Annotated in this window: 20 protein-coding genes and 1 riboswitch; of the genes, 18 read left to right on the top strand and 2 right to left on the bottom strand. The window is 44.9% G+C overall.

The window, feature by feature from the left end; translation table 11 throughout:
• Positions 1–186: 186 nt before the first annotated feature.
• The 8 genes from flgM (at position 187) to IEX81_RS09250 (ending at position 6,050) form a co-directional block, all read left to right on the top strand.
• Positions 187–450: a flagellar biosynthesis anti-sigma factor FlgM gene (flgM, locus tag IEX81_RS09285; RefSeq protein WP_188802791.1), complete on the top strand. Its 264-nt coding sequence runs from the start codon at positions 187–189 to the stop codon at positions 448–450.
• A 52-nt stretch (positions 451–502) separates the two neighbouring features.
• Positions 503–1,000: a flagellar protein FlgN gene (locus IEX81_RS09280; protein ID WP_188802790.1), complete on the top strand. Its 498-nt coding sequence runs from the start codon at positions 503–505 to the stop codon at positions 998–1,000.
• Positions 1,001–1,015: 15 nt separating this feature from the next.
• On the top strand, positions 1,016–2,527 hold the full coding sequence (gene flgK / locus IEX81_RS09275) for a flagellar hook-associated protein FlgK (RefSeq protein WP_188802789.1): 1,512 nt from the start codon (positions 1,016–1,018) through the stop codon (positions 2,525–2,527).
• A 6-nt stretch (positions 2,528–2,533) separates the two neighbouring features.
• Positions 2,534–3,430: a flagellar hook-associated protein FlgL gene (gene flgL, locus IEX81_RS09270; RefSeq protein WP_188802788.1), complete on the top strand. Its 897-nt coding sequence runs from the start codon at positions 2,534–2,536 to the stop codon at positions 3,428–3,430.
• An 83-nt stretch (positions 3,431–3,513) separates the two neighbouring features.
• The gene (fliW, locus tag IEX81_RS09265) at positions 3,514–3,957 is read left to right on the top strand and encodes a flagellar assembly protein FliW (protein WP_188802787.1); all 444 of its coding nucleotides are present in this window, start codon (positions 3,514–3,516) and stop codon (positions 3,955–3,957) included.
• A gap of 4 nt (positions 3,958–3,961) precedes the next feature.
• Positions 3,962–4,207 (top strand): carbon storage regulator CsrA, encoded by a 246-nt coding sequence (gene csrA / locus IEX81_RS09260; protein ID WP_188802786.1) that lies wholly within the window; start codon positions 3,962–3,964, stop codon positions 4,205–4,207.
• 292 nt (positions 4,208–4,499) lie between these two features.
• Positions 4,500–4,584, top strand: a riboswitch (cyclic di-GMP riboswitch).
• A 250-nt stretch (positions 4,585–4,834) separates the two neighbouring features.
• Positions 4,835–5,464: an EAL domain-containing protein gene (locus tag IEX81_RS09255; protein ID WP_188802785.1), complete on the top strand. Its 630-nt coding sequence runs from the start codon at positions 4,835–4,837 to the stop codon at positions 5,462–5,464.
• A 10-nt stretch (positions 5,465–5,474) separates the two neighbouring features.
• A complete protein-coding gene (locus IEX81_RS09250; RefSeq protein ID WP_188802784.1) occupies positions 5,475–6,050 on the top strand; it encodes a PilZ domain-containing protein in 576 nt (191 codons plus the stop codon).
• Between the two features lie 87 nt (positions 6,051–6,137).
• Here the strand turns inward: IEX81_RS09250 and IEX81_RS09245 are convergent, their stop codons facing one another.
• Together IEX81_RS09245 and IEX81_RS09240 are read right to left on the bottom strand one after the other, a co-directional pair.
• Complete coding sequence (locus IEX81_RS09245; RefSeq protein ID WP_188802783.1) at positions 6,138–6,317, bottom strand: hypothetical protein; 180 nt, start codon at positions 6,315–6,317, stop codon at positions 6,138–6,140.
• 562 nt (positions 6,318–6,879) lie between these two features.
• Complete coding sequence (locus tag IEX81_RS09240; RefSeq protein ID WP_229727543.1) at positions 6,880–7,863, bottom strand: hypothetical protein; 984 nt, start codon at positions 7,861–7,863, stop codon at positions 6,880–6,882.
• A 437-nt stretch (positions 7,864–8,300) separates the two neighbouring features.
• Here IEX81_RS09240 and IEX81_RS09235 point away from each other — a divergent pair, with 437 nt between their 5' ends.
• From IEX81_RS09235 to IEX81_RS09190, 10 genes are all read left to right on the top strand, one after another.
• Positions 8,301–9,539 (top strand): flagellin N-terminal helical domain-containing protein, encoded by a 1,239-nt coding sequence (locus IEX81_RS09235; protein WP_188802782.1) that lies wholly within the window; start codon positions 8,301–8,303, stop codon positions 9,537–9,539.
• A gap of 123 nt (positions 9,540–9,662) precedes the next feature.
• Positions 9,663–10,256 carry a DUF8042 domain-containing protein gene (locus IEX81_RS09230; protein ID WP_188802781.1) on the top strand — a complete coding sequence of 198 codons (594 nt, stop codon included), beginning with the start codon at positions 9,663–9,665 and terminating at the stop codon, positions 10,254–10,256.
• Positions 10,253–12,133, top strand: a complete 1,881-nt coding sequence (locus tag IEX81_RS09225; RefSeq protein ID WP_188802780.1) for a motility associated factor glycosyltransferase family protein — start codon at positions 10,253–10,255, stop codon at positions 12,131–12,133. The genes IEX81_RS09230 and IEX81_RS09225 overlap by 4 nt, the downstream gene beginning before the upstream one ends.
• On the top strand, positions 12,123–13,103 hold the full coding sequence (gene pseB / locus IEX81_RS09220; RefSeq protein WP_188802779.1) for a UDP-N-acetylglucosamine 4,6-dehydratase (inverting): 981 nt from the start codon (positions 12,123–12,125) through the stop codon (positions 13,101–13,103). The genes IEX81_RS09225 and pseB overlap by 11 nt, the downstream gene beginning before the upstream one ends.
• A 21-nt stretch (positions 13,104–13,124) precedes the next feature.
• Positions 13,125–14,306 carry a UDP-4-amino-4,6-dideoxy-N-acetyl-beta-L-altrosamine transaminase gene (gene pseC / locus IEX81_RS09215; protein WP_188802778.1) on the top strand — a complete coding sequence of 394 codons (1,182 nt, stop codon included), beginning with the start codon at positions 13,125–13,127 and terminating at the stop codon, positions 14,304–14,306.
• A gap of 14 nt (positions 14,307–14,320) precedes the next feature.
• Positions 14,321–15,052: a cytidylyltransferase domain-containing protein gene (locus IEX81_RS09210; protein WP_188802777.1), complete on the top strand. Its 732-nt coding sequence runs from the start codon at positions 14,321–14,323 to the stop codon at positions 15,050–15,052.
• A 9-nt stretch (positions 15,053–15,061) separates the two neighbouring features.
• The gene (gene pseG, locus IEX81_RS09205) at positions 15,062–16,144 is read left to right on the top strand and encodes a UDP-2,4-diacetamido-2,4,6-trideoxy-beta-L-altropyranose hydrolase (RefSeq protein ID WP_188802776.1); all 1,083 of its coding nucleotides are present in this window, start codon (positions 15,062–15,064) and stop codon (positions 16,142–16,144) included.
• The gene (pseH, locus tag IEX81_RS09200) at positions 16,141–16,695 is read left to right on the top strand and encodes a UDP-4-amino-4,6-dideoxy-N-acetyl-beta-L-altrosamine N-acetyltransferase (RefSeq protein ID WP_188802775.1); all 555 of its coding nucleotides are present in this window, start codon (positions 16,141–16,143) and stop codon (positions 16,693–16,695) included. Before pseG ends, pseH begins: the two co-directional genes overlap by 4 nt.
• Entirely contained in the window at positions 16,688–17,740 is a 1,053-nt protein-coding gene (pseI, locus tag IEX81_RS09195; protein WP_188802774.1) for a pseudaminic acid synthase, read from the top strand. Before pseH ends, pseI begins: the two co-directional genes overlap by 8 nt.
• A gap of 216 nt (positions 17,741–17,956) precedes the next feature.
• Positions 17,957–18,334, top strand: a complete 378-nt coding sequence (locus IEX81_RS09190; protein WP_188802773.1) for a flagellar protein FlaG — start codon at positions 17,957–17,959, stop codon at positions 18,332–18,334.
• Positions 18,335–18,339 lie beyond the last annotated feature (5 nt).

Genomic DNA, 18,339 nt, shown 5'->3' with positions numbered 1-18,339 from the left:
CTGTCGCCCTGATAACCCGGCTATCCCGAACCCAATTAAACATTGGTTCCTTTCTAGCCGATAAAAAACATGTAAAGACATACGGTGACATGATTGTCGACATGCTTTCTCAAACAAGTGAACGAAAAAACGCAGAAGCTTGTGTGAAGATGTTTTATCCATTTCCTCTAAAATGAGGTGATCAATATGAAAATCAACCATTATCAGCCAATTCAGCCATATACCAATTTTAAACCCGGGAAGCCGGCAGAACAGCCGTCCGCTCCCGCCGGGGGAAATGACAAAATTGAGATTTCTCCTGAAGCCAAGCGGCTTCAAGGTTCTCAAAGGCTGGAAGAAGGACGCCGGCAAAAAGTGGATCAGATTAAAGCTCAGGTAGATGCCGGAACCTATCATGTAGGTTCTGAAGACGTTGCAAAGAAAATGTATGCTTACTGGAATCAAAAATGAGGAATAGAGCCGGCGGAAGGGCAGGCTTATTTTCCGGCGGGGAGTGTGAAAGATGCCGGTGGATACAATGAAGGGCGTCATCAGACAATTAATTGACATTCAGGCGAATTTATATGAGTTCGCTTTGAAAAAGACGGATGCCATCAAAAATGGCGATATTCAGGAAGTCGGCCGCCTTGTTGAACTGGAAAAGCCGCTTGTCGAAGAGCTTAGGGAAGCCGAGAGGAAAAGAGCTGAAGTTGCCGCGCAGGACGTCAGGAATGCAGGGAAAGACGTTAAGACGCCGACGTTCAGCGAATGGGAAACTTCCATTGTGCCTGCCGGTGAACGGCCTGAATGGCAGGCTCTTTTTCGGGAGCTTGCCCATTCGGTTTTCACGCTGAAACAGGCCAACCAGCTGAACCAAGATCTGCTCAGGCAGTCTCTGCAATGGATCCGGTTAAACATTAATCTGCTGTATCCGCAGATCACGTCAGTAAACTACGGGAATCTGAAAGCGGGACAGGCTTCTCCGTCTGTCTTCAGCGGACGGATTGATTCCCGCGCTTAATGGAGGTTTCACAGGATGATTCCTATTTTTTCCACCTTGAACATGATGCAGCGGACGCTCGCTGTACAGCAGGAAGCCATTCAAACGACCGGACATAATATCTCCAACGCCAACACGGACGGGTACTCGCGCCAGCGGGTCAACATGGCTACCTGGCTGCCTTATCCCGGAATCGGGATCAATGCCGCCGGCGGCGCGGGTCAGATTGGCACCGGTGTCAATGCCGATTCGATTATTCGTATCCGTGATCAGTTTGTCGACCAGCAGGTTCGCGACAATTCGAATCAGAACGGATACTGGTCGGCAGTAAACGACGCGTACACCCAGATGCAGGGTATCATCAATGAACCAACCAATACGGGCATTTCATCTGTACTTGATGGATTCTGGCAGTCTCTGCAGGATCTGGCGGGCAACTCGGGTACGAGCGGTACCGGAACCGTTGTTCTCCAGAATGGGAAGGAAGTGGCTGACACCTTTAACAACATCGCCCGGTCGCTCGGCCAGGTTCAGAACAACTTCAGTCAGCAGATTACCGCCAATACTAATCTGATCAACGGCTATTCAGATCAGATCAATGCCCTGAACAAGGAAATCAGCACCCAGGAAGCGAACGGGTTAATTACAAACGACCTATACGATCAGAGGGATGCTCTCGTTGGCAAACTGGCTCAGCTTGTTAATGTCAAGGTTTCAACGGTCAAAAGCGGAGGCAATCCGTCACCGCTCGCGGATGGAAAATATACGATTGAAATCGTTGATAAGAACGGAAATTCATTTAATCCCCCGGCCACACTTGTCGACGGGACGGCACTGACCAATACGCACCTTCAGACGCAGATAACCGGGTCGGGTACCTCGGCTCCCAGTGTCCAAACAACGCTGGTCAACCTGGACGGGACACCGTCTGGATCCGGAACACTGACCAATATGTCCGGCAAGCTGCAGGGTATCATTGACAGCTATACGGTCGATTACCCGAGCGTGCTGAAGAGTCTCGATAATATGGCAAGCACACTTGCGACTGCGTTTAACGCGGCTTATGAGGGGAGCGCCGGATACAACCCGGCTAAAGGGACCTTTTTTCTCGGAACAGGATCGGGAACCAGCCCCGGCACAGTCACTGCGAGGAACATTCATGTCAACGGCGGCCTGCAGGGAAGCGACGTAACCTCCGCCGCGTCTGGGGCGCCGAGCGGTGATAATTCAAGCGCGACAGCGATGGCCAACGTCATTGCGGTCAATACTTATAATGTAGACGGTTCGGGTTCATCCACGACCTTGAAGAACTATCTGGAGGGACTGATCGGCCAAATCGGCGTCAATGCCCAGTCAGCCGGACAGTTTGTAAATAACACGCAGACGATGCTGCAGGCGGCGCAGAACCAGCAGTCGTCGGTCAGCGGGGTGTCTATGGACGAAGAGATGACCAACCTGATCCAGTTTCAGCAATCCTACAGCGCGGCAGCCAAAGTCGTCAATACTTTGAATACGATGCTTGACACATTGATTAACCAGATGGGGTGATAAAAAATGCGGATTACACAAGGCATGATGACCAATAATATTCTGCAGAATATGTCGATGGGCTACGGAAAGCTGGCAGATTATCAGAATCAGCTAGCAACCGGCAAGAAAATCACCCGTCCGTCCCAGAATCCGGTTGTTGCTTCTATGGGCATTGCCTATCGTACAGACGTCAATCATATCACCCAGTACCAGAAAAACGCGACAACGGCTGATAAGTGGCTGCAAAGCTCGGACAGTGGCTTGTCCCAAGTCAATGACGTGCTGAACAGCATACGCGAGCTGACGGTCCAGGCGAGCAATGATACCTATACGTCGGATCAGCGCCAGGCGATCGCCGGCCAGGTCGGTCAGTTAACCCAGCAGCTCGTGACGATCGGCAACACGCAGGTTGGCGGGCAGTATATTTTCAGCGGGGAAGACACGCAGAATCCGCTGCTGACTCAGGACAGTTCAGGGGCGGTATCGATTAATCAGAAAGCGCTCGCCAATCCCGACCTGACGATCAGCGTGAGTGACGGCATTTCTATGCCTGTGAACGTGAATCCGAATCAGGTTTTCACAAGCAGCCTGTTCAGCGATCTGAATGATTTAAAGAACGCATTGAACAATCCGTCGTCCACCGGACAGCAGATCGGAAGTTTTCTGGATAAAATCGACACACATCTGAATGATACATCGAGCGCACAGGCGGACGTCGGTGCCAAGCAGAGCCGCATCAACATGATCAGCAGTCAGCTCGATTCACAAAACACGATGGCGACTCAAATCATGTCAAACAACGAAGACGCGGATTTCGCGGCGACCGTCGTCAATATGAATCAGCAGCAAAATGTCTACAATGCCTCGCTGGCGGTCGGTGCCAAGATCATCCAGCAATCGCTTGTCGACTTTTTAAAATAGTCGTTCTGTTCGGGGTACATAATGAATATAAACTTTGTACTTGGCGTCTGAATCATGTTGAAGAGAAGGGATAAAAGCGGATCATGAAAATTTTGACGAAGTATTTCGGAGAACAGGAAATTGATGAGACAGAGATCGTGACGTTCCCTGCGGGGTTGCCCGGATTCGCCGATGAAAGGCGCTTTATCTTCCAGCCGTTCGGTGAGGTCTTTTCCATCCTGCAGTCAACCGATCATGCGGAGGTTGCTTTTATTACGACCTCACCGTTCCTTTTCTTTAAAGAATACAGTGTGGATCTGCCGGATCATTTCGTCAGGCAGCTTGCCGTACAGTCCGAAAAAGACGTGGCGGTTCAAGTGATTGTCAGTGTTCAGCCGCGTTTTTCCGAGTCGACGGCTAATTTGAAAGCCCCGGTGATCATTAACACCCGGGAAAGGATCGGCAAACAGTATATTCCGGAGCAGTCTTCCTATTCCGTAAGGGAGCGGCTGACACCCGAAACGGAAACCCCGCAGAAAAGGGCGTGAGGTTGTGCTGATATTGACACGTAAAAAAGGAGAGTCGATCCGGATCGGAGACACTATTGAGATAAAAATCGTCGCTGTCGACGGTGATCAAATAAAACTCGGTATCAGTGCTCCCCGAGAGATCGATATCTACCGCCAGGAAATCTACGAGGCGATTCAGCAAGAAAACAGTCAGGCCGCAACCGGCCAGCTGCCTGATGACGTACTCCAAGCTATGAAGGACATGAAAAAAGAGAAAAAGGATACATAAAACGAGTGATGCACCTTTTTGTTCATTACTCGTTTTAAATTTCTCCTCAGCAGACTGGATGCATAAAAATGTGAAATTCACTTGGGAATAAGTTGAAAACATTGTGTATATGAATAACGATAAAAGTTACTAGACTTGATCGATCATATCTAGTGAAATTTGGGTTTAGTTCGACAAGTTGAGTTACAAAAAAAGAAATTATTAGTAAATTCGACTGAAAAATCCATAAAATAGGTACATATACATTGGAATTAACAACTATTTATGTTAATATATTCACAATGGAAAAATATTTGCGAAATGGCACACTTATCGAAAGATAAGGTCGCAAAGCCACGGGCCTAAGGCGGGATCGCTAGGGCAGCCGGGTTGCCGAAAAAAGTTGAGTTCAGGAGGCTCGTCGGTTATTCGGCGCAGCCTGTTTTTTGTCTCATGAGAGATAAAAATCTCATAGGGATAAAAGCCTGCATACTTCAACAAAACCCGCTTTTTTGAGGAGACTGCGATTCACTAGCAATTAAGGAGATGAGCAAATGTGTACCAAAGTAAGTAACTTTATAAAAAATGAGGTGTTTGAACATCACTTTCAGTCCATCGTTGATCTGACCGATCACACGGTCAAAGGCCATGAAAGCGCTCTTTCGCTCCCAGCTCTTTACAAATCCTGAACAGGCTTTCAATCTTGCAATAAAAAGAGGGCAACTTTACGAATTAGATTCGCGGTCTCTTCGTAAAGCTGTCTACACTTACTTTAAAACAGGTTATTTGGAAAAAGGGAAAAAATTATTTATAAATGTATATCCCTCAACGGTACTGAACAGTAATTTTATTCCCCTTATCGATACCGTTATTGATCGTTTTCCAGCCTCTAGTCAATCTATTATTTTGGAATTTGTGGAAAATGAAAAAATCAGAGATTTCGATGAAATAGAAAATGCTGTAAGAGAGTTGAAGAAGCACGGATTGGGCATGGCGATCGACGATTTTGTCAAGGGCATCGATGATATCAACAGGACGATCGAGCTTGATGCGGACTACATCAAGCTGGACAGATATTTTACCTCCTCTTTGTTCGCGTCAAAAAGAAAACAGGCCTATGTTAAATTTCTCGTCCAATATTGCTCACAATTTAAACTGAAACTAATCCTTGAAGGCTTGGAAACAGCCCGTGATATTGATGTCGCCAGGTCACTAGGCATTCAATATGCCCAAGGTTTTGCTCTTGGTAAACCCGAACCCCTTGCCCTTATATTGTGAGGTGTACCCAATGCTTATAAACTTGGGTGTTGTAGGATTTATCGGAATGGAAATCATCATGACATTGACCGTCTATCTGATATTCCGCTTCCATTATCGGAGAGTCGTAGAACGGGAGAGAAAAGTCATAGCCAAACTAAGGAGTCGGTCGACTAAAAAACATCGACCCTATAACTTCAGGTTTGAAAAGAGAAGGCATCACAGAATTTCGCTGGCTCATGAAAAGTGCACCATTCGGATCGTCGATTTCGGAGACCCATTGCTTCAGACCCTGAATAATAAAACAATCAGCGCCGACATGATCGACATCAGCCTCGGCGGTCTCAAGTTTTCATGCAGGCTGGACTTCCCCATTATTGAGAACGTGTTGATCAACATTTCATTCCAGGCGGAAGATAAAACACCGATCTATTTGGTCGGCACGGTGGTCAGGAAGGAATTGAAGCACGGACGGTCAAATTTTTTTTTACGGTGTGCAATTCTGCAACCTTACGGCAAAAGAAGAAACCGCGATCCAGAATTTTATCAATCAGAAAGAACTGGCCAAAAGAAAACTCAGTCTGGTGAATTCAAGGTAACGTCGTGATTACAAAAGCCAGATCCCAAACTTAAAAATTTTAGAACGCATGCAAAAAGCTCAGGATGGGCGATCATCCTGAGCTTTAAGAGTGGTTTAGCGATCTTCAAGATAGAAAGAAAGATTCAGTTTCAATGGTTCTCCGGATTTCACCAGCAGCAGGCTGTCTTCATTGAATGCATTTGTCCGGGCTGTCCATGGTTCGATACAGGCAAACGGCTGATCGCCTTCAACGCAGAGAACAGTGTTGCGATACTGCTTATCCTGCTCAATCACAATTTTTTTCGATGGGCTGAAGAATGCTTTATTTCTAAAAGGCGATTCTTCTGCATTTCAGGGCGATTGTCCTCGAGTCTGGGGCGATTCTTTGACCTTTTAGGGTGATTGTCCTCAAGTTTAGGGCGATAACCTCTGCATTAAAGGTGGATTGGAAACTTTTCCATCACCTGCTTACAGCTGTGCAACGCGAGAGACAGTGTCTGATCATGAGCTAACGGGATAATCAGTATTCAAAAAATAATGTAGCAAACAGGACAAAACGTATTATGAAAGTAGATAGAAATCAAGGATAAAAATAAAGTGAAGATGACGCATAAAAATTGAATCAGAAAAAAAAGAACTTATTCAAATAATCGGCAGCAATAAGTTTGAAGCCAGGATAAAAACGGCACTAATATTATTAGTCTATTTACTGGATCGCTTGTCACGCTTAAGTGTCTTGATGATTATCGCGACTCATGCCTGCGGGTAGAGACAGTTCATGGGTGGGGAGTACAATCGTTCGCGAAGCCGTTGACTCAATCATAAGAACGTTCCTCAATCTTCTCTTTTTCTAAAATCAAATATCGCGTGTGAATCTCAAAAAATCGAGAACAGCCTCCACGATGGCATGCATGTTCGCCATGTTGCAGTGCTGATCGACCGGCAGCGGAACGAGGTCCCTTGCCAGGCGGTACTCAAAACTGCCGGTCGGAACACGTGCCATCACTTCCTCCCAGTAATCATTGACGTAGATGTTGCGTTCGATCAAAAATTCTTTTAATTGCTCGCCACGCTCTATCAATAGCGGATAACACATCGGTCCATCTAAATCGTTGAAAGCCGCTTTTAGCCGATTGCATGGACGCAACAGTCCGTTTAAAAAGCGGAAATTTTCATTTCTTTTTGTAAGGGCTTGCTGATAATCAATACTCATCAGCAGTCGCTGCGTCAGGCGGGACATCGCCTGCATACCGCACCGGTCGAGATAGGCTTCGTTTTCTTTAAAAAGCGGAGCGGCTGCCGCAGTGCCGAGGTCAATCTGTTTCAGCAGGGCATCGAATCGATAATAAGACGGATCCTGTTTCAGATTGAGCCGACTTTCAGCGTCAGTATACAAATAGCCACCGTCCGGAACGCCGAAGAACTTCCGCGGCGAGTAAAGGGTATCGATGTGCGCCGGCGGCCGGTCAAAAAAAGCCTGCGTATTGTCGATGATGACATTCTTCTGAGTGCAACAGATCTTTCGGACATTTTGACCATTCAAACCGAAATAGTTGACATAGAGAAAGCAGGCATCTTCCTCCGGTTCTCTGCCCAACACAGGTGCGAAATCTTCTCCAATTCGATAAAAGTGGTAATTAACGTTCAGACGCTTCACCGGCTGAAGCACGCTGTCGCAGATATAGGCAGGCAGATAAATTTTCTTATAGTTTCTGACGCGCAGTATATATTCAAGACAGTAGCGGGCGCTGTTCAGACGTAACGCCCGGGAATGATATTCGGTTCGCTTGGGCAGCTCCAGTGAAAAAAAGCCGCCGATTTTTTTAAAATGGTCTGACATGGAATCACCTTAACCGAATCGTTGCACATTTCCTATGAAAACGTCAAGTGGCTTAAAAGGAATGGCAAAAAATCTGAGATTGTTCATGATCTATCACTGTCATTGTTTCCATTTATTGAACGGTCAGTTCATTGAAATAATCCCCACATTGTATACAGCAAAACTTTGTAACCAAACAAAGCCGATAAAAACCTGTATGAATAAACTAAGCAAAATCACGACGATCACAGAGTTTTTGTGCATGGTGAAGAAACGAGATATCTAATAACCTGGACTAAAAATCTCGTAAATAAATAAAATATCCAATTTTTTTCTAAACATCTTTCCTCCTTTGACGATATATACACTGAAAGGGCGGTTAAGGAAGGCGCCTTCCTTAATGTCAGACATTATTCCACACGGACGTGGGCATTCACTACTCAGGGAGGAAAATGAATATGATTATCAACCACAATATTGCGGCGTTAAACACGTTGAATCAGTTGACGAAAAACCAGAACGCCACACAACAATCTTTGCAGAAACTGTCATCGGGTCTCCGCATTAACAGCGCGGCTGACGATGCTGCGGGTCTCGCGATTTCTCAGAAAATGCAAGGCCAGATTCGCGGGTTAAACCAGGCAAGCAACAATGCGCAAGATGCTTCCAACTTGCTTCAGACGGGTGAAGGTGCGCTGGCCCAAACGCAAGATATCCTGCAGCGTATGCGTGAGCTGGCTGTCCAGTCTGCAAATGACACGAACACAGCCCAGGACCGCCAAAATATTCAGGACGAAATGAACAGCCTTACCAAAACGATTGATAACATCGCCAGTACGACACAATTCAACACGAAAAATCTCCTTGACGGTTCGATGGGTGCAGGGGTTGCAAATGCGGTTCAAAACGTCAATACGAGTGTTTCATTGAACTCTGGCGCTGGTAAAGCGTCTGCAACTACTACATTAAGCGGGTTGAAAGATTCTAATGGAAACAGCTTAGGTATTGCCAAGAACGACACAATCTCGGTTTCATATATTGTTAACGGAAAAACAACGACAAATACTTTTACCGTAGCTTCTGGTGATACATTAACTACACTCGGAGGCAAAATAACTAGTGGTACTCTGACAGTTAATGGAAGTGGTGCTCTAGTAGAAACCGCTAAAACTTCAGGATACACTGGTGCGATCAATGGTATTTCGATCACAGTTACCTCCTCATCAGGCGCTGTGCGAAATGCTGCATCAAATGCTTTATCTTCCTTTACAGAAACAACAGCCGCTGCTAATAAGCGTGCTGATGGTTCGGCAACATTCCAAATTGGAGCAAATACGGGGCAGAATCTGACGATATCGATTGAAAATATGAGCACGGCTGCTTTAGGAGTTAATGGATTGCAGGTTACTAGTCAAGGTTCTGCAAATGTTGCGATTAAAGCTATTGATAACGCGATCCAGAAAGTGTCGGCTGCACGTTCCAAAATGGGTGCATCCGAAAACGCCCTTCAATATACAGTAAATAACTTGACTACGTCTTCACAAAATCTGACTTCTGCTTCATCGCGAATTACTGATGTAAACATGGCTCAAGAGATGTCAAACTTCACAAAGAATAATATTCTTAGCCAGGCTGCTCAGTCAATGCTCTATCAAGCAAACCAGCTGCCTCAAGGCGTGCTTCAGTTGCTCAGATAATTATCGATCTAAGAACAGGCTCCTTTATAAGGGGCCTGTTTTTTATTTTTTCCTCTAAATTTTGCTCATTAATCCGATATAATAGATGAAGGGTATATGATAGGCAATAGTGGAGGTATAGTCATGGATTTAATGATCAATGATCAACAGATAACACTTCTTCACCCATCGGTGAATCAAGTGGTGGATTCGATCAACAATCTCCTGAATCAGGATAACTATTATAGTCACATGATCGCGGATGGAGTGGAAATCTATGATGACTGCGCAACGTATTTAGCAGGTCACCTTGCAGACATCCAAACTCTTGAAGTGAAAACGAAGACGCTGATGGAATTCATTCATGATAATTTGCTGCTGGCGAAAGACTATCTGGATCGGGCGATCCCCCGTGTCATCCACTTGACGGATCGATTCTACAAAAACCCGTCCAAAGAGGATTGGCTCGCATTTGAGGAGCTGCTTGATGGCGTGCAGTGGCTGGAAAAGATGTTGACCGCTATTGATCGGACAAACAAGCATCCGGAAAATTGGGGACAATATACGGCAATTTTTTCTTCGTTGCAAAAAGTATTGAAAAATGTGGAAGAAGCGCTTCAGTCTGGAGATACGGTTTTGATCGCGGACCTCGTTCTTTATGAAATTGAGCCTTTATTGAAACGGCTTTCCGATGAAATTAAGAGGACATTGGGAGTGAAGGAGCAGTCTGAAACATGATCTTAATCGAAAATCGAAACTACCTGCGCTTCCGTAACAGACCATTATTGGAAGAGCTGACTCGGCCAAGTGAACAAGCTGACAATGGAAAAGTGATCCTGGAGACGGCAAGAAATGGGCTGCCGACCTTGAAATTGAATGTGGACGGCACATACCAATATATACATAGCAAGTATGATCCGGAACGGGAAGCCGGACGGCTAATCGACAGTTTATCATCCATGGAACAGTATGACCATGTTTTGTTCATAGGTTCGGGGCTAGGCTATGCGATCAAGGCTTTTTCTTCGGCATATCCCAATACCGCATTCTCAATCTATGAACCCGATCAACAGGTTTTACAGCTGTTTTTGTCTAATCAGAATTTGAACGACTGGTCCGAACAATTGTCGTTTATTACAAGCAGTGAGCAAGAAGTGACGGCACGTGTTCAAAAATACATGGATCAGCTCGGAGAAAGGTTCTATTTTTTTGTTTTACCTGCCTATGAAAAAATATATAAGGAAAATATCGATCTCCTGCTTGATCAATTTAAAAATATGCTTCGTTCGAAAAAAGACAGTATGGCAACGAATGTATCCTTTCAAAAAAGATGGATCATTAATGCCGTTAAAAACTTCCCTGAAATTTTACGGACGCCAAACATCCTCCATGATGTATATAAATCCTATTTTAAAGGTAAGCCTGCAGTTCTTGTATCGGCCGGCCCGTCCCTGAACGAAGAATGGGACAATTTAAGACGGATCAAAGAAGACGGACTTGCTTACATTTTTTCCGTTGGTTCGGCGATTAATGCCTTGATCAAACACGACATCTATCCGGATGCGGCCTGTACCTATGATCCTCAGGGACATAACTATCGTGTCATTCAGATTATAAACGATAGAAAGATTAAAACGATCCCTCTCATTTTTGGCAGTACCGTCGGATTTGAAACGCTTGAGGGCTATGAAGGTCCAATGCTCCATATGGTTATCAATCAGGATACGGTGGCGCCGCAATTCCTGCGAACGACCGATCATTCTTTGATTGAAACGCTGAGTGATGCCCCGTCGATTGCAGTTGTTACGTTTGAGTTGCTTAGTAAACTCGAATTCGGGACAGTTATTTTAGTCGGACAGAATCTCGCGTATCTTAATAATCAATTTTATGCAACGGGAATCTCCTATGAAAATAGACCAAGTACGTTAAAGGAAGAAGAGCAAAAAAGCAGATTAACGGTAAAAGGTGTCAATGGAGACAGTGTTCCGACAAGTGAATCGTTTGACAGTATGCGCAAGCAATTGGAATTGTATATAAGTGATTGTCCAAACGTTGAAGTGATTAACACGACCAAAGGCGGGGCTGCAATTGATGGAACAGAGTTTATTCCTCTTGATCAGGTCATTGATCAGAGATTGACTGAATCTGTAGTTGTTCCAGGGTGGAGTCATGGTGAGAATCACTATGATAAAAAAAGAACTGAACTTAAGGTGCAGGGCATGACAAAGCAGGCTCATGAGTTTAATCATCTCCTCAAGCAGTTTTTTAAAGCTATGGAACAAGTGAAAGCAATGATGAACCCGGGATCAGATGAACAATTGACCGCGGGCATTGATAAGTTTGACAAAGTTCTTCATAAGCTGCAAAGGAACAAGTATTATAAGACGTTCATTGCACCTATGATGAGGATTCGTGAGGATTATTTGAAACAAGTGAGTCCTAAGATCCGGTTTGAAAAGAATGTCAGAACGAAGGCGGAAATGCTGATCAAGGAATTTGAGATTTACGCCAACGAGTGTGCTTTTAACGAAAGTATCATGGCGCCTTGCTTTAAGGAACTTGTGGAGAAAGTGAATCAGATATGCAGTTTAGGGAGCGATCATCATGGCAGTTGACAATCTATTCGAAGGTAAAACGGTGCTGGTTACAGGGGGAACCGGCTCCTTTGGGAAAAAATTCATTAAAAGAATTTTGAATGATCCGGTTAAGAAAGTCATTGTTTTCAGTCGTGATGAGCTCAAACAATATGAGATGGCTCAGCAGTATACGGACTCACGTATGCGTTTCTTCATTGGGGACGTTCGCGATAAAGAGCGTTTGTATCGTGCGTTTGACGGTGTCGATATTGTTGTTCATGCAGCCGCATTGAAACAAGTGCCGGCTTGCGAATACAATCCATTTGAAGCGATTAAGACCAATATCGGCGGTGCCGAAAACATTATTGAAGCCGCCATTGACCGGGGTATTGAAAAGGTCATCGCTCTGAGCACTGACAAGGCCTGCAGTCCGATTAATCTATATGGCGCTACAAAGCTTGCTTCGGACAAGCTGTTCGTTGCCGCTAACGCCTATGTTGGTGACAAAAAGACGCGATTTGCCATTGTTCGGTACGGAAATGTGGTTGGCAGCCGGGGGAGTGTAGTACCCTTTTTCCAAAAGATGAGGAAAACCGGTAAGGTTCCTGTGACGGATGAACGCATGACACGTTTCTGGATTACCCTTGATCAGGGTGTTCAGTTTGTCATTGACAGTCTGGGCAGAATGCAGGGCGGTGAGTTATTCGTGCCGAAGATTCCAAGTATGAAGGTGGTTGATTTGGCAAGAGCGATCGCTCCGGAATGTGAGATTGAGATTGTCGGTATCCGTCCAGGAGAAAAGCTGCATGAATCGATGATCACGGAGGATGATGCTCGCCATACGGTGGAGTGCGACAATTATTATATTATCCAGCCGGAATTTTCATGGTGGCATATGAGCGGTGAGAATCGGGTGAACCGCCTGCCGGAAGGTTTTAACTATACGAGCAATACTAATACACAGTGGCTGACGGTTGAGGATCTGCGTGACCTTGTTGAACAACTCTGAAATTTTTAGGAGTGACAGTGGATGCAAAAAGTACAATGGAAACCGATTCGCAATACCTTTTTGCCTTACGCGCGTCAATGGATTGATGATGCGGATATTCAGGCGGTTACAGATGTCCTGCAAAGCGACTATCTGACAACCGGACCTAAAATTAAGGAATTTGAGCAAGCGATCGCTCAGTTTGTCGGGGCGAAGTATGCTGTTTCATTTGCGAACGGAACTGCAGCGCTTCATGGTGCATGTTTTGCTGCGGGGATTCATAAAGGCGATGAAGTCATCTGCACACCGATGACTTTTGCCGCCAGTTCCAATTGTGTGCTTTATTGTGGTGGAAATCCCGTTTTTGCCGACATCGACAGTCGGACGTACAACATGGATCCTGCAGAGATTGAAAAAAAGATTACGGCTCGGACAAAGGCGATTATACCGGTTGATTATACCGGACAGCCTGCGCAGCTCGATGAAATAATGGCACTCGCACGGAAGCATCACCTGACAGTGATCGAAGATGGCGCCCATTCACTCGGTTCACATTATAAAGGAAAGAAAGTCGGCTCCATCAGTGATATGACCATGTTCAGCTTCCATCCTGTCAAACAGATCACAAGCGGGGAAGGCGGTATGATAACCACAAACGAGGAAGCTTACTATGAAAAGCTTCTGCAGTTTCGTTCACACGGCATAACCCGTGACGCAAAATACCTGGAAAAGTGCGATGGCCCCTGGTACTATGAAATGCAGTTTCTCGGTTATAATTATCGCATGACGGATATTCAGGCGGTTCTCGGGATAAGCCAGCTAAGCAAAATCGAGAAGTTCATTGACGCGAGGAAGCAAATTGTCGAACGATATAATGAAGCCTTTCAAGCCATTCCGGAATTGACAGTTCCTTACCAGCATCCGGATACGGATTCCAGCTGGCATCTGTATATCCTCCGTCTCAAAACGGACAAGATTAATGCGGATCGTCGTGAGATTTTTGAAGCGCTGCGGGCGCAGAATATTGGCGTGAACGTTCATTATCTTCCGGTATATTTACACCCCTATTACCGGGAACTGGGGTACGAGCGGGGACTGTGCCCGAATGCGGAAAAACATTATGACGAGATCATTACTCTGCCGCTTTTTCCCAAGATGACAGAGCAGGATGTCAGGGACGTTATTCAGGCGGTAACTGGAACGATTTCGTATCTTGCAAAATAAGAGGGTGGGATAGAATGCGAGTTGCAGCGATTATTCAGGCCCGAATGGGTTCCACGCGATTGCCCGGCAAAGTGCTTAAGAAGGTTCTGGGAAAGACATTGCTGGAATACCAGCTGGAGCGTGTCGGAAGAGCGTCCACCATCGATGAAACGGTTGTCGCCACGACTGATAATGAAAAGGATAATCCGATTGCTGAGCTTTGCGAACGTTTGTCTGTGCCGGTATATCGCGGCTCAGAAGAAGATGTCCTTTCCCGGTATTATGAAGCGGCAACGTTGTATCATGCCGATGTCGTTGTCCGGCTGACCTCCGACTGTCCGCTGATCGATCCGGAAGTGATCGATAAAGTTACGGGAACCTTTCTGACAAACAGTGATCAATACGATTATGTGTCGAATACGCTGCAAAGGACCTATCCACGTGGTTTAGATACGGAGGTCCTCCCTTTTCGTGTTCTTGAAGAAGCATTCCATTCTGCCGATAAAAAGCCATACAGAGAGCATGTCACGCTGTATGTTTACCAGCATCCTGAAAAATACCGACTGTTTAATTACGGAAATCATACGAACGAAAGCGAATACAGATGGACTGTGGATACTGAAGAAGACTTTGAGTTGATAAAAAAAATATTAGAAGAGCTTTATAATGAGAATGACAGTTTCTCATGGAAAGACGTTTTGAAAGTCTGTAAAAAAAATCCTCGGCTGGTTTCGATTAATCGCGGCGTCAGACAAAAAACGGTGTAGGTTGTAAGAATGAAAAACATTGGAATAAGAGTGGACGCGTCCGTATGTATAGGTTCCGGACACATCATGAGATGTTTGACCTTGGCAAATCAGTTAAAAAGGGCAGAGATAAATGTTGTTTTCTTTTGCCGTGAATTAAAGGGCAACCTTAATACACTGGTAAGGCAAAATGGTTTTAAAATAGTTGAATTGCGGAGTATCGGGGAAGCCGAGGAGTCAAATATCTGGCAATGGTACGATGAAAATTGGTTTGAGGATGCACGTGAGCTGCTGAATCTTTTTAGGGACGAAAAATTGCTGCCTGATCTTCTGATTGTCGATCACTATGGTCTTGACGAAAAATGGGAAACGGTGTTATGCGAACATTCTAATCGGATAATGGTTATCGACGACTTGGCCAATCGAAAACATCGCTGCAGCATATTGCTCGATCAGAACGTATTGGAAGATTTCTTAAAAAGATACGATGATCTCGTACCTGATTCTTGTCAAAAACTTCTTGGCCCAGACTATATTCTTTTCAGGGACGAATTTATTCATTCTGTAAGGAAGGAAAGAACAGGAGCGATTGCCAATATCCTTGTTTCCTTTGGAGGTACCGACCCACAGAACGAAACATTAAGAGTGGTAAAGCTTTTGTCCTCCTTAAATCAAAAGGTTACTGTCAATGTTGTTGTTGGACAATCGAACAAATTTAGGCATGAGATTCAACACTTTTGTTCCCAGTTTGAAAATTTTTACTATTTTTGCCAAGTAAGTGATATGGTCCCCTTGATTAACCAAGCAGATATAGCCATTGGTGCGGGCGGAATCAGCATGTGGGAAAGATGTTTTTTGGGACTTCCCTCTATTGTAATGGCAATTGCCGATAATCAAATCAGAATTGCCGAGGAGGTCCGGAAACTCGGGGCAATTATCTACTTGGGCGAAAGCCGGGCTGTTTCATCGGAACAAATCAAAGAATCGGTACACTATTTATTAAATCATGCTGATCGTGTTCAGAGCTTGTCACGATGCGGCTCAAACATTTTTAATAAGGATAAAATCAAATCGTTTCCTGTCGTCAGAACGATTCTGGGAGTCATAAAATGATCCTTCATTCAAATACCCGACTTGAAGATATCAAAGAGTCACACCTGGAAATGGTTTTAAATTGGAGAAATCAGGAGTGTATTCGAAAATATATGTTTCACAATGAAAGGATTGCGATGGAAGAGCATCTCCGATGGTTTCATCAAATGACTCTTAATCCATTTAAGTGGGTTAAGATATTTTATCTGAATGATTGTCCAAGTGGTTTTGTCCAAATCAACAGGCTCTCCGATCACGACTGCGAATGGGGCTTGTACATTGGCAACCAACAGGCTCCCAGGGGTGCGGGAACCATCATGGGCTATTTGACCATCAGGTACATATTTGAACATCTGTTGTTGAATAAAATTTATGCTGAGGTTGTCAGCTTTAACAAGAGAAGTATCGCGTATCATGAAAAACTGGGCTTTTGTAAGAACGGCTTGCAGATCCGAGAAGTACCGGAAAGGGATAAGGAGGCAGACGTGATTCAGATGTGTTTGACGAAAGAAAGCTGGCGGCGCAATAGGAGAACGGTAGAGCAGTACATTGGGGGACTTAACAATGAATGACGCGCTGAAAAGAAGCAAGAATGTTAATTGGACAGGCAGGCCCTTAATTATTGCCGAAATGTCAGGTAATCATAATCACTCGCTTGATCGCGCGCTCAAAATTGTTGAAAAAGCGGCAGCGGCAGGTGCGGATGCTATTAAACTGCAAACTTATACGGCTGATACGTTAACATTGGACGTTGACAAACCGGATTTTAAAATAGACGACAGCGAAAGCCTTTGGCGAGGAAATACGCTTTATAATTTATATAAAAAGGCGTACACGCCATGGGAATGGCACAAACCGATTTTTGAAAGAGCACGTGAACTCGGTTTGATCGCTTTCAGCACGCCATTCGATGAAACAGCCATTGACTTTCTCGAAGAACTTGACGTTCCGATGTATAAAATCGCATCTTTTGAAAACAACGATCTTCCTTTAATCAGAAAAGCCGCCTCGACAAAAAAGCCTCTGATTATCTCAACCGGTATGGCTAGCATAGCCGAGCTGGATGAAACGGTTCGAACAGCAAGAGAAGCCGGATGCACCGACCTCACCTTGTTGAAATGTACAAGCACCTATCCGGCAGCGGCAGAGGATACAAATTTGCTGACGATCCCGCACTTGCAAAAATTATTTAATTGTCGGGTCGGCTTGTCTGATCACACACCCGGAATTGGCGTTGCCGTCGCTAGCGTCGCACTTGGGGCAATGGTAATCGAAAAACATATGACATTAAATAGAAAAGACGGCGGAGTAGATTCTGAATTTTCGATGGAGCCGCAGGAATTTTCGATGCTTGTACAAGAAGCGGAAAGAGCATGGCGGTCGTTGGGGAGAATTGCATACGGACCCACCGAGGCGGAAAAAGCTTCGATGAAATTCCGCCGCTCCATTTATGCCTCAGAGAATATTCATGCCGGTGATCGGTTAACAGCCGAAAATATCAGGATTGTGAGACCTGGCTTTGGATTGGAGCCGAAATATTTCGAGATGGTTCTGGGTAAGCAGGTAACCAAAGACATTGAAAAGGGGACACCACTTTCTTTTGAGTGGATTAGGTAATCGGCGATCATCATTTTACATCAAAGCGTTTTAAAAATAGTGAACATGACTCATCTGGAATTTAAAGAGCATAGTTGAAGTTTTTTTATATCATCCAAAATGATTCGCCAGTCTGTTTGAAACCTTTATTATCAAACAATAGATTTAAACTTTTCTTCTGCTCCGCCGATATTAATTTTAGAAGAATTAAGATGACGGGTTGAGGAGGAGTCGGTTATGTCTGTGAGTGCACTTATAGATGTCACAATCGATCAAAATCAAACCATCCAAATTCAGCCATCAGGGGTGCATGGCAGTTTTCAAACGAATCAAACAGCGGATCAGCACCGTGCAGCGGCACAAAGCGACCCAGTGCTGCCATCAGATCGTTCAAAAAAACAAGTCAGCAAACTTGTCAGTGATGCAAATCGGCTACTTCTTCCGGTACCCACGAATCTGCATTACGTCTTTTATGATAAGCTGAATACGTATTACGTTCGGATTGAGAATGCGGTGACACATGAGGTGATTCAGGAAATTCCGCCGAAGAAAATGCTGGATTTCGCTGCCGCTATCGCAGAAAAGCTGGGGTTAATCGTCAATCACCGGATCTAAAAACA

It is taken from the genome of Sporolactobacillus putidus, from assembly GCF_014647035.1.
GTDB classification, from domain to species: Bacteria; Bacillota; Bacilli; order Bacillales; family Sporolactobacillaceae; genus Sporolactobacillus; species Sporolactobacillus putidus.
Note: the sequence above shows the minus strand (reverse complement) of the source record. Positions and strands in the feature narration are given on the sequence as shown.

Coding starts and splice junctions, on each gene's coding strand:
- flgM (WP_188802791.1), top strand. CDS start 187: ATGAAAATCAACCATTATCAGCCAATTCAGCCATATACCAATTTTAAA.
- IEX81_RS09240 (WP_229727543.1), bottom strand. CDS start 7,863: ATGTCAGACCATTTTAAAAAAATCGGCGGCTTTTTTTCACTGGAGCTG.
- IEX81_RS09225 (WP_188802780.1), top strand. CDS start 10,253: ATGATCTTAATCGAAAATCGAAACTACCTGCGCTTCCGTAACAGACCA.
- IEX81_RS09210 (WP_188802777.1), top strand. CDS start 14,321: ATGCGAGTTGCAGCGATTATTCAGGCCCGAATGGGTTCCACGCGATTG.
- IEX81_RS09190 (WP_188802773.1), top strand. CDS start 17,957: ATGTCTGTGAGTGCACTTATAGATGTCACAATCGATCAAAATCAAACC.
- fliW (WP_188802787.1), top strand. CDS start 3,514: ATGAAAATTTTGACGAAGTATTTCGGAGAACAGGAAATTGATGAGACA.
- pseG (WP_188802776.1), top strand. CDS start 15,062: ATGAAAAACATTGGAATAAGAGTGGACGCGTCCGTATGTATAGGTTCC.
- pseB (WP_188802779.1), top strand. CDS start 12,123: ATGGCAGTTGACAATCTATTCGAAGGTAAAACGGTGCTGGTTACAGGG.
- IEX81_RS09250 (WP_188802784.1), top strand. CDS start 5,475: ATGCTTATAAACTTGGGTGTTGTAGGATTTATCGGAATGGAAATCATC.
- IEX81_RS09230 (WP_188802781.1), top strand. CDS start 9,663: ATGGATTTAATGATCAATGATCAACAGATAACACTTCTTCACCCATCG.
- flgL (WP_188802788.1), top strand. CDS start 2,534: ATGCGGATTACACAAGGCATGATGACCAATAATATTCTGCAGAATATG.
- pseI (WP_188802774.1), top strand. CDS start 16,688: ATGAATGACGCGCTGAAAAGAAGCAAGAATGTTAATTGGACAGGCAGG.
- pseC (WP_188802778.1), top strand. CDS start 13,125: ATGCAAAAAGTACAATGGAAACCGATTCGCAATACCTTTTTGCCTTAC.
- pseH (WP_188802775.1), top strand. CDS start 16,141: ATGATCCTTCATTCAAATACCCGACTTGAAGATATCAAAGAGTCACAC.
- IEX81_RS09255 (WP_188802785.1), top strand. CDS start 4,835: ATGAAAGCGCTCTTTCGCTCCCAGCTCTTTACAAATCCTGAACAGGCT.
- IEX81_RS09235 (WP_188802782.1), top strand. CDS start 8,301: ATGATTATCAACCACAATATTGCGGCGTTAAACACGTTGAATCAGTTG.
- flgK (WP_188802789.1), top strand. CDS start 1,016: ATGATTCCTATTTTTTCCACCTTGAACATGATGCAGCGGACGCTCGCT.
- IEX81_RS09280 (WP_188802790.1), top strand. CDS start 503: ATGCCGGTGGATACAATGAAGGGCGTCATCAGACAATTAATTGACATT.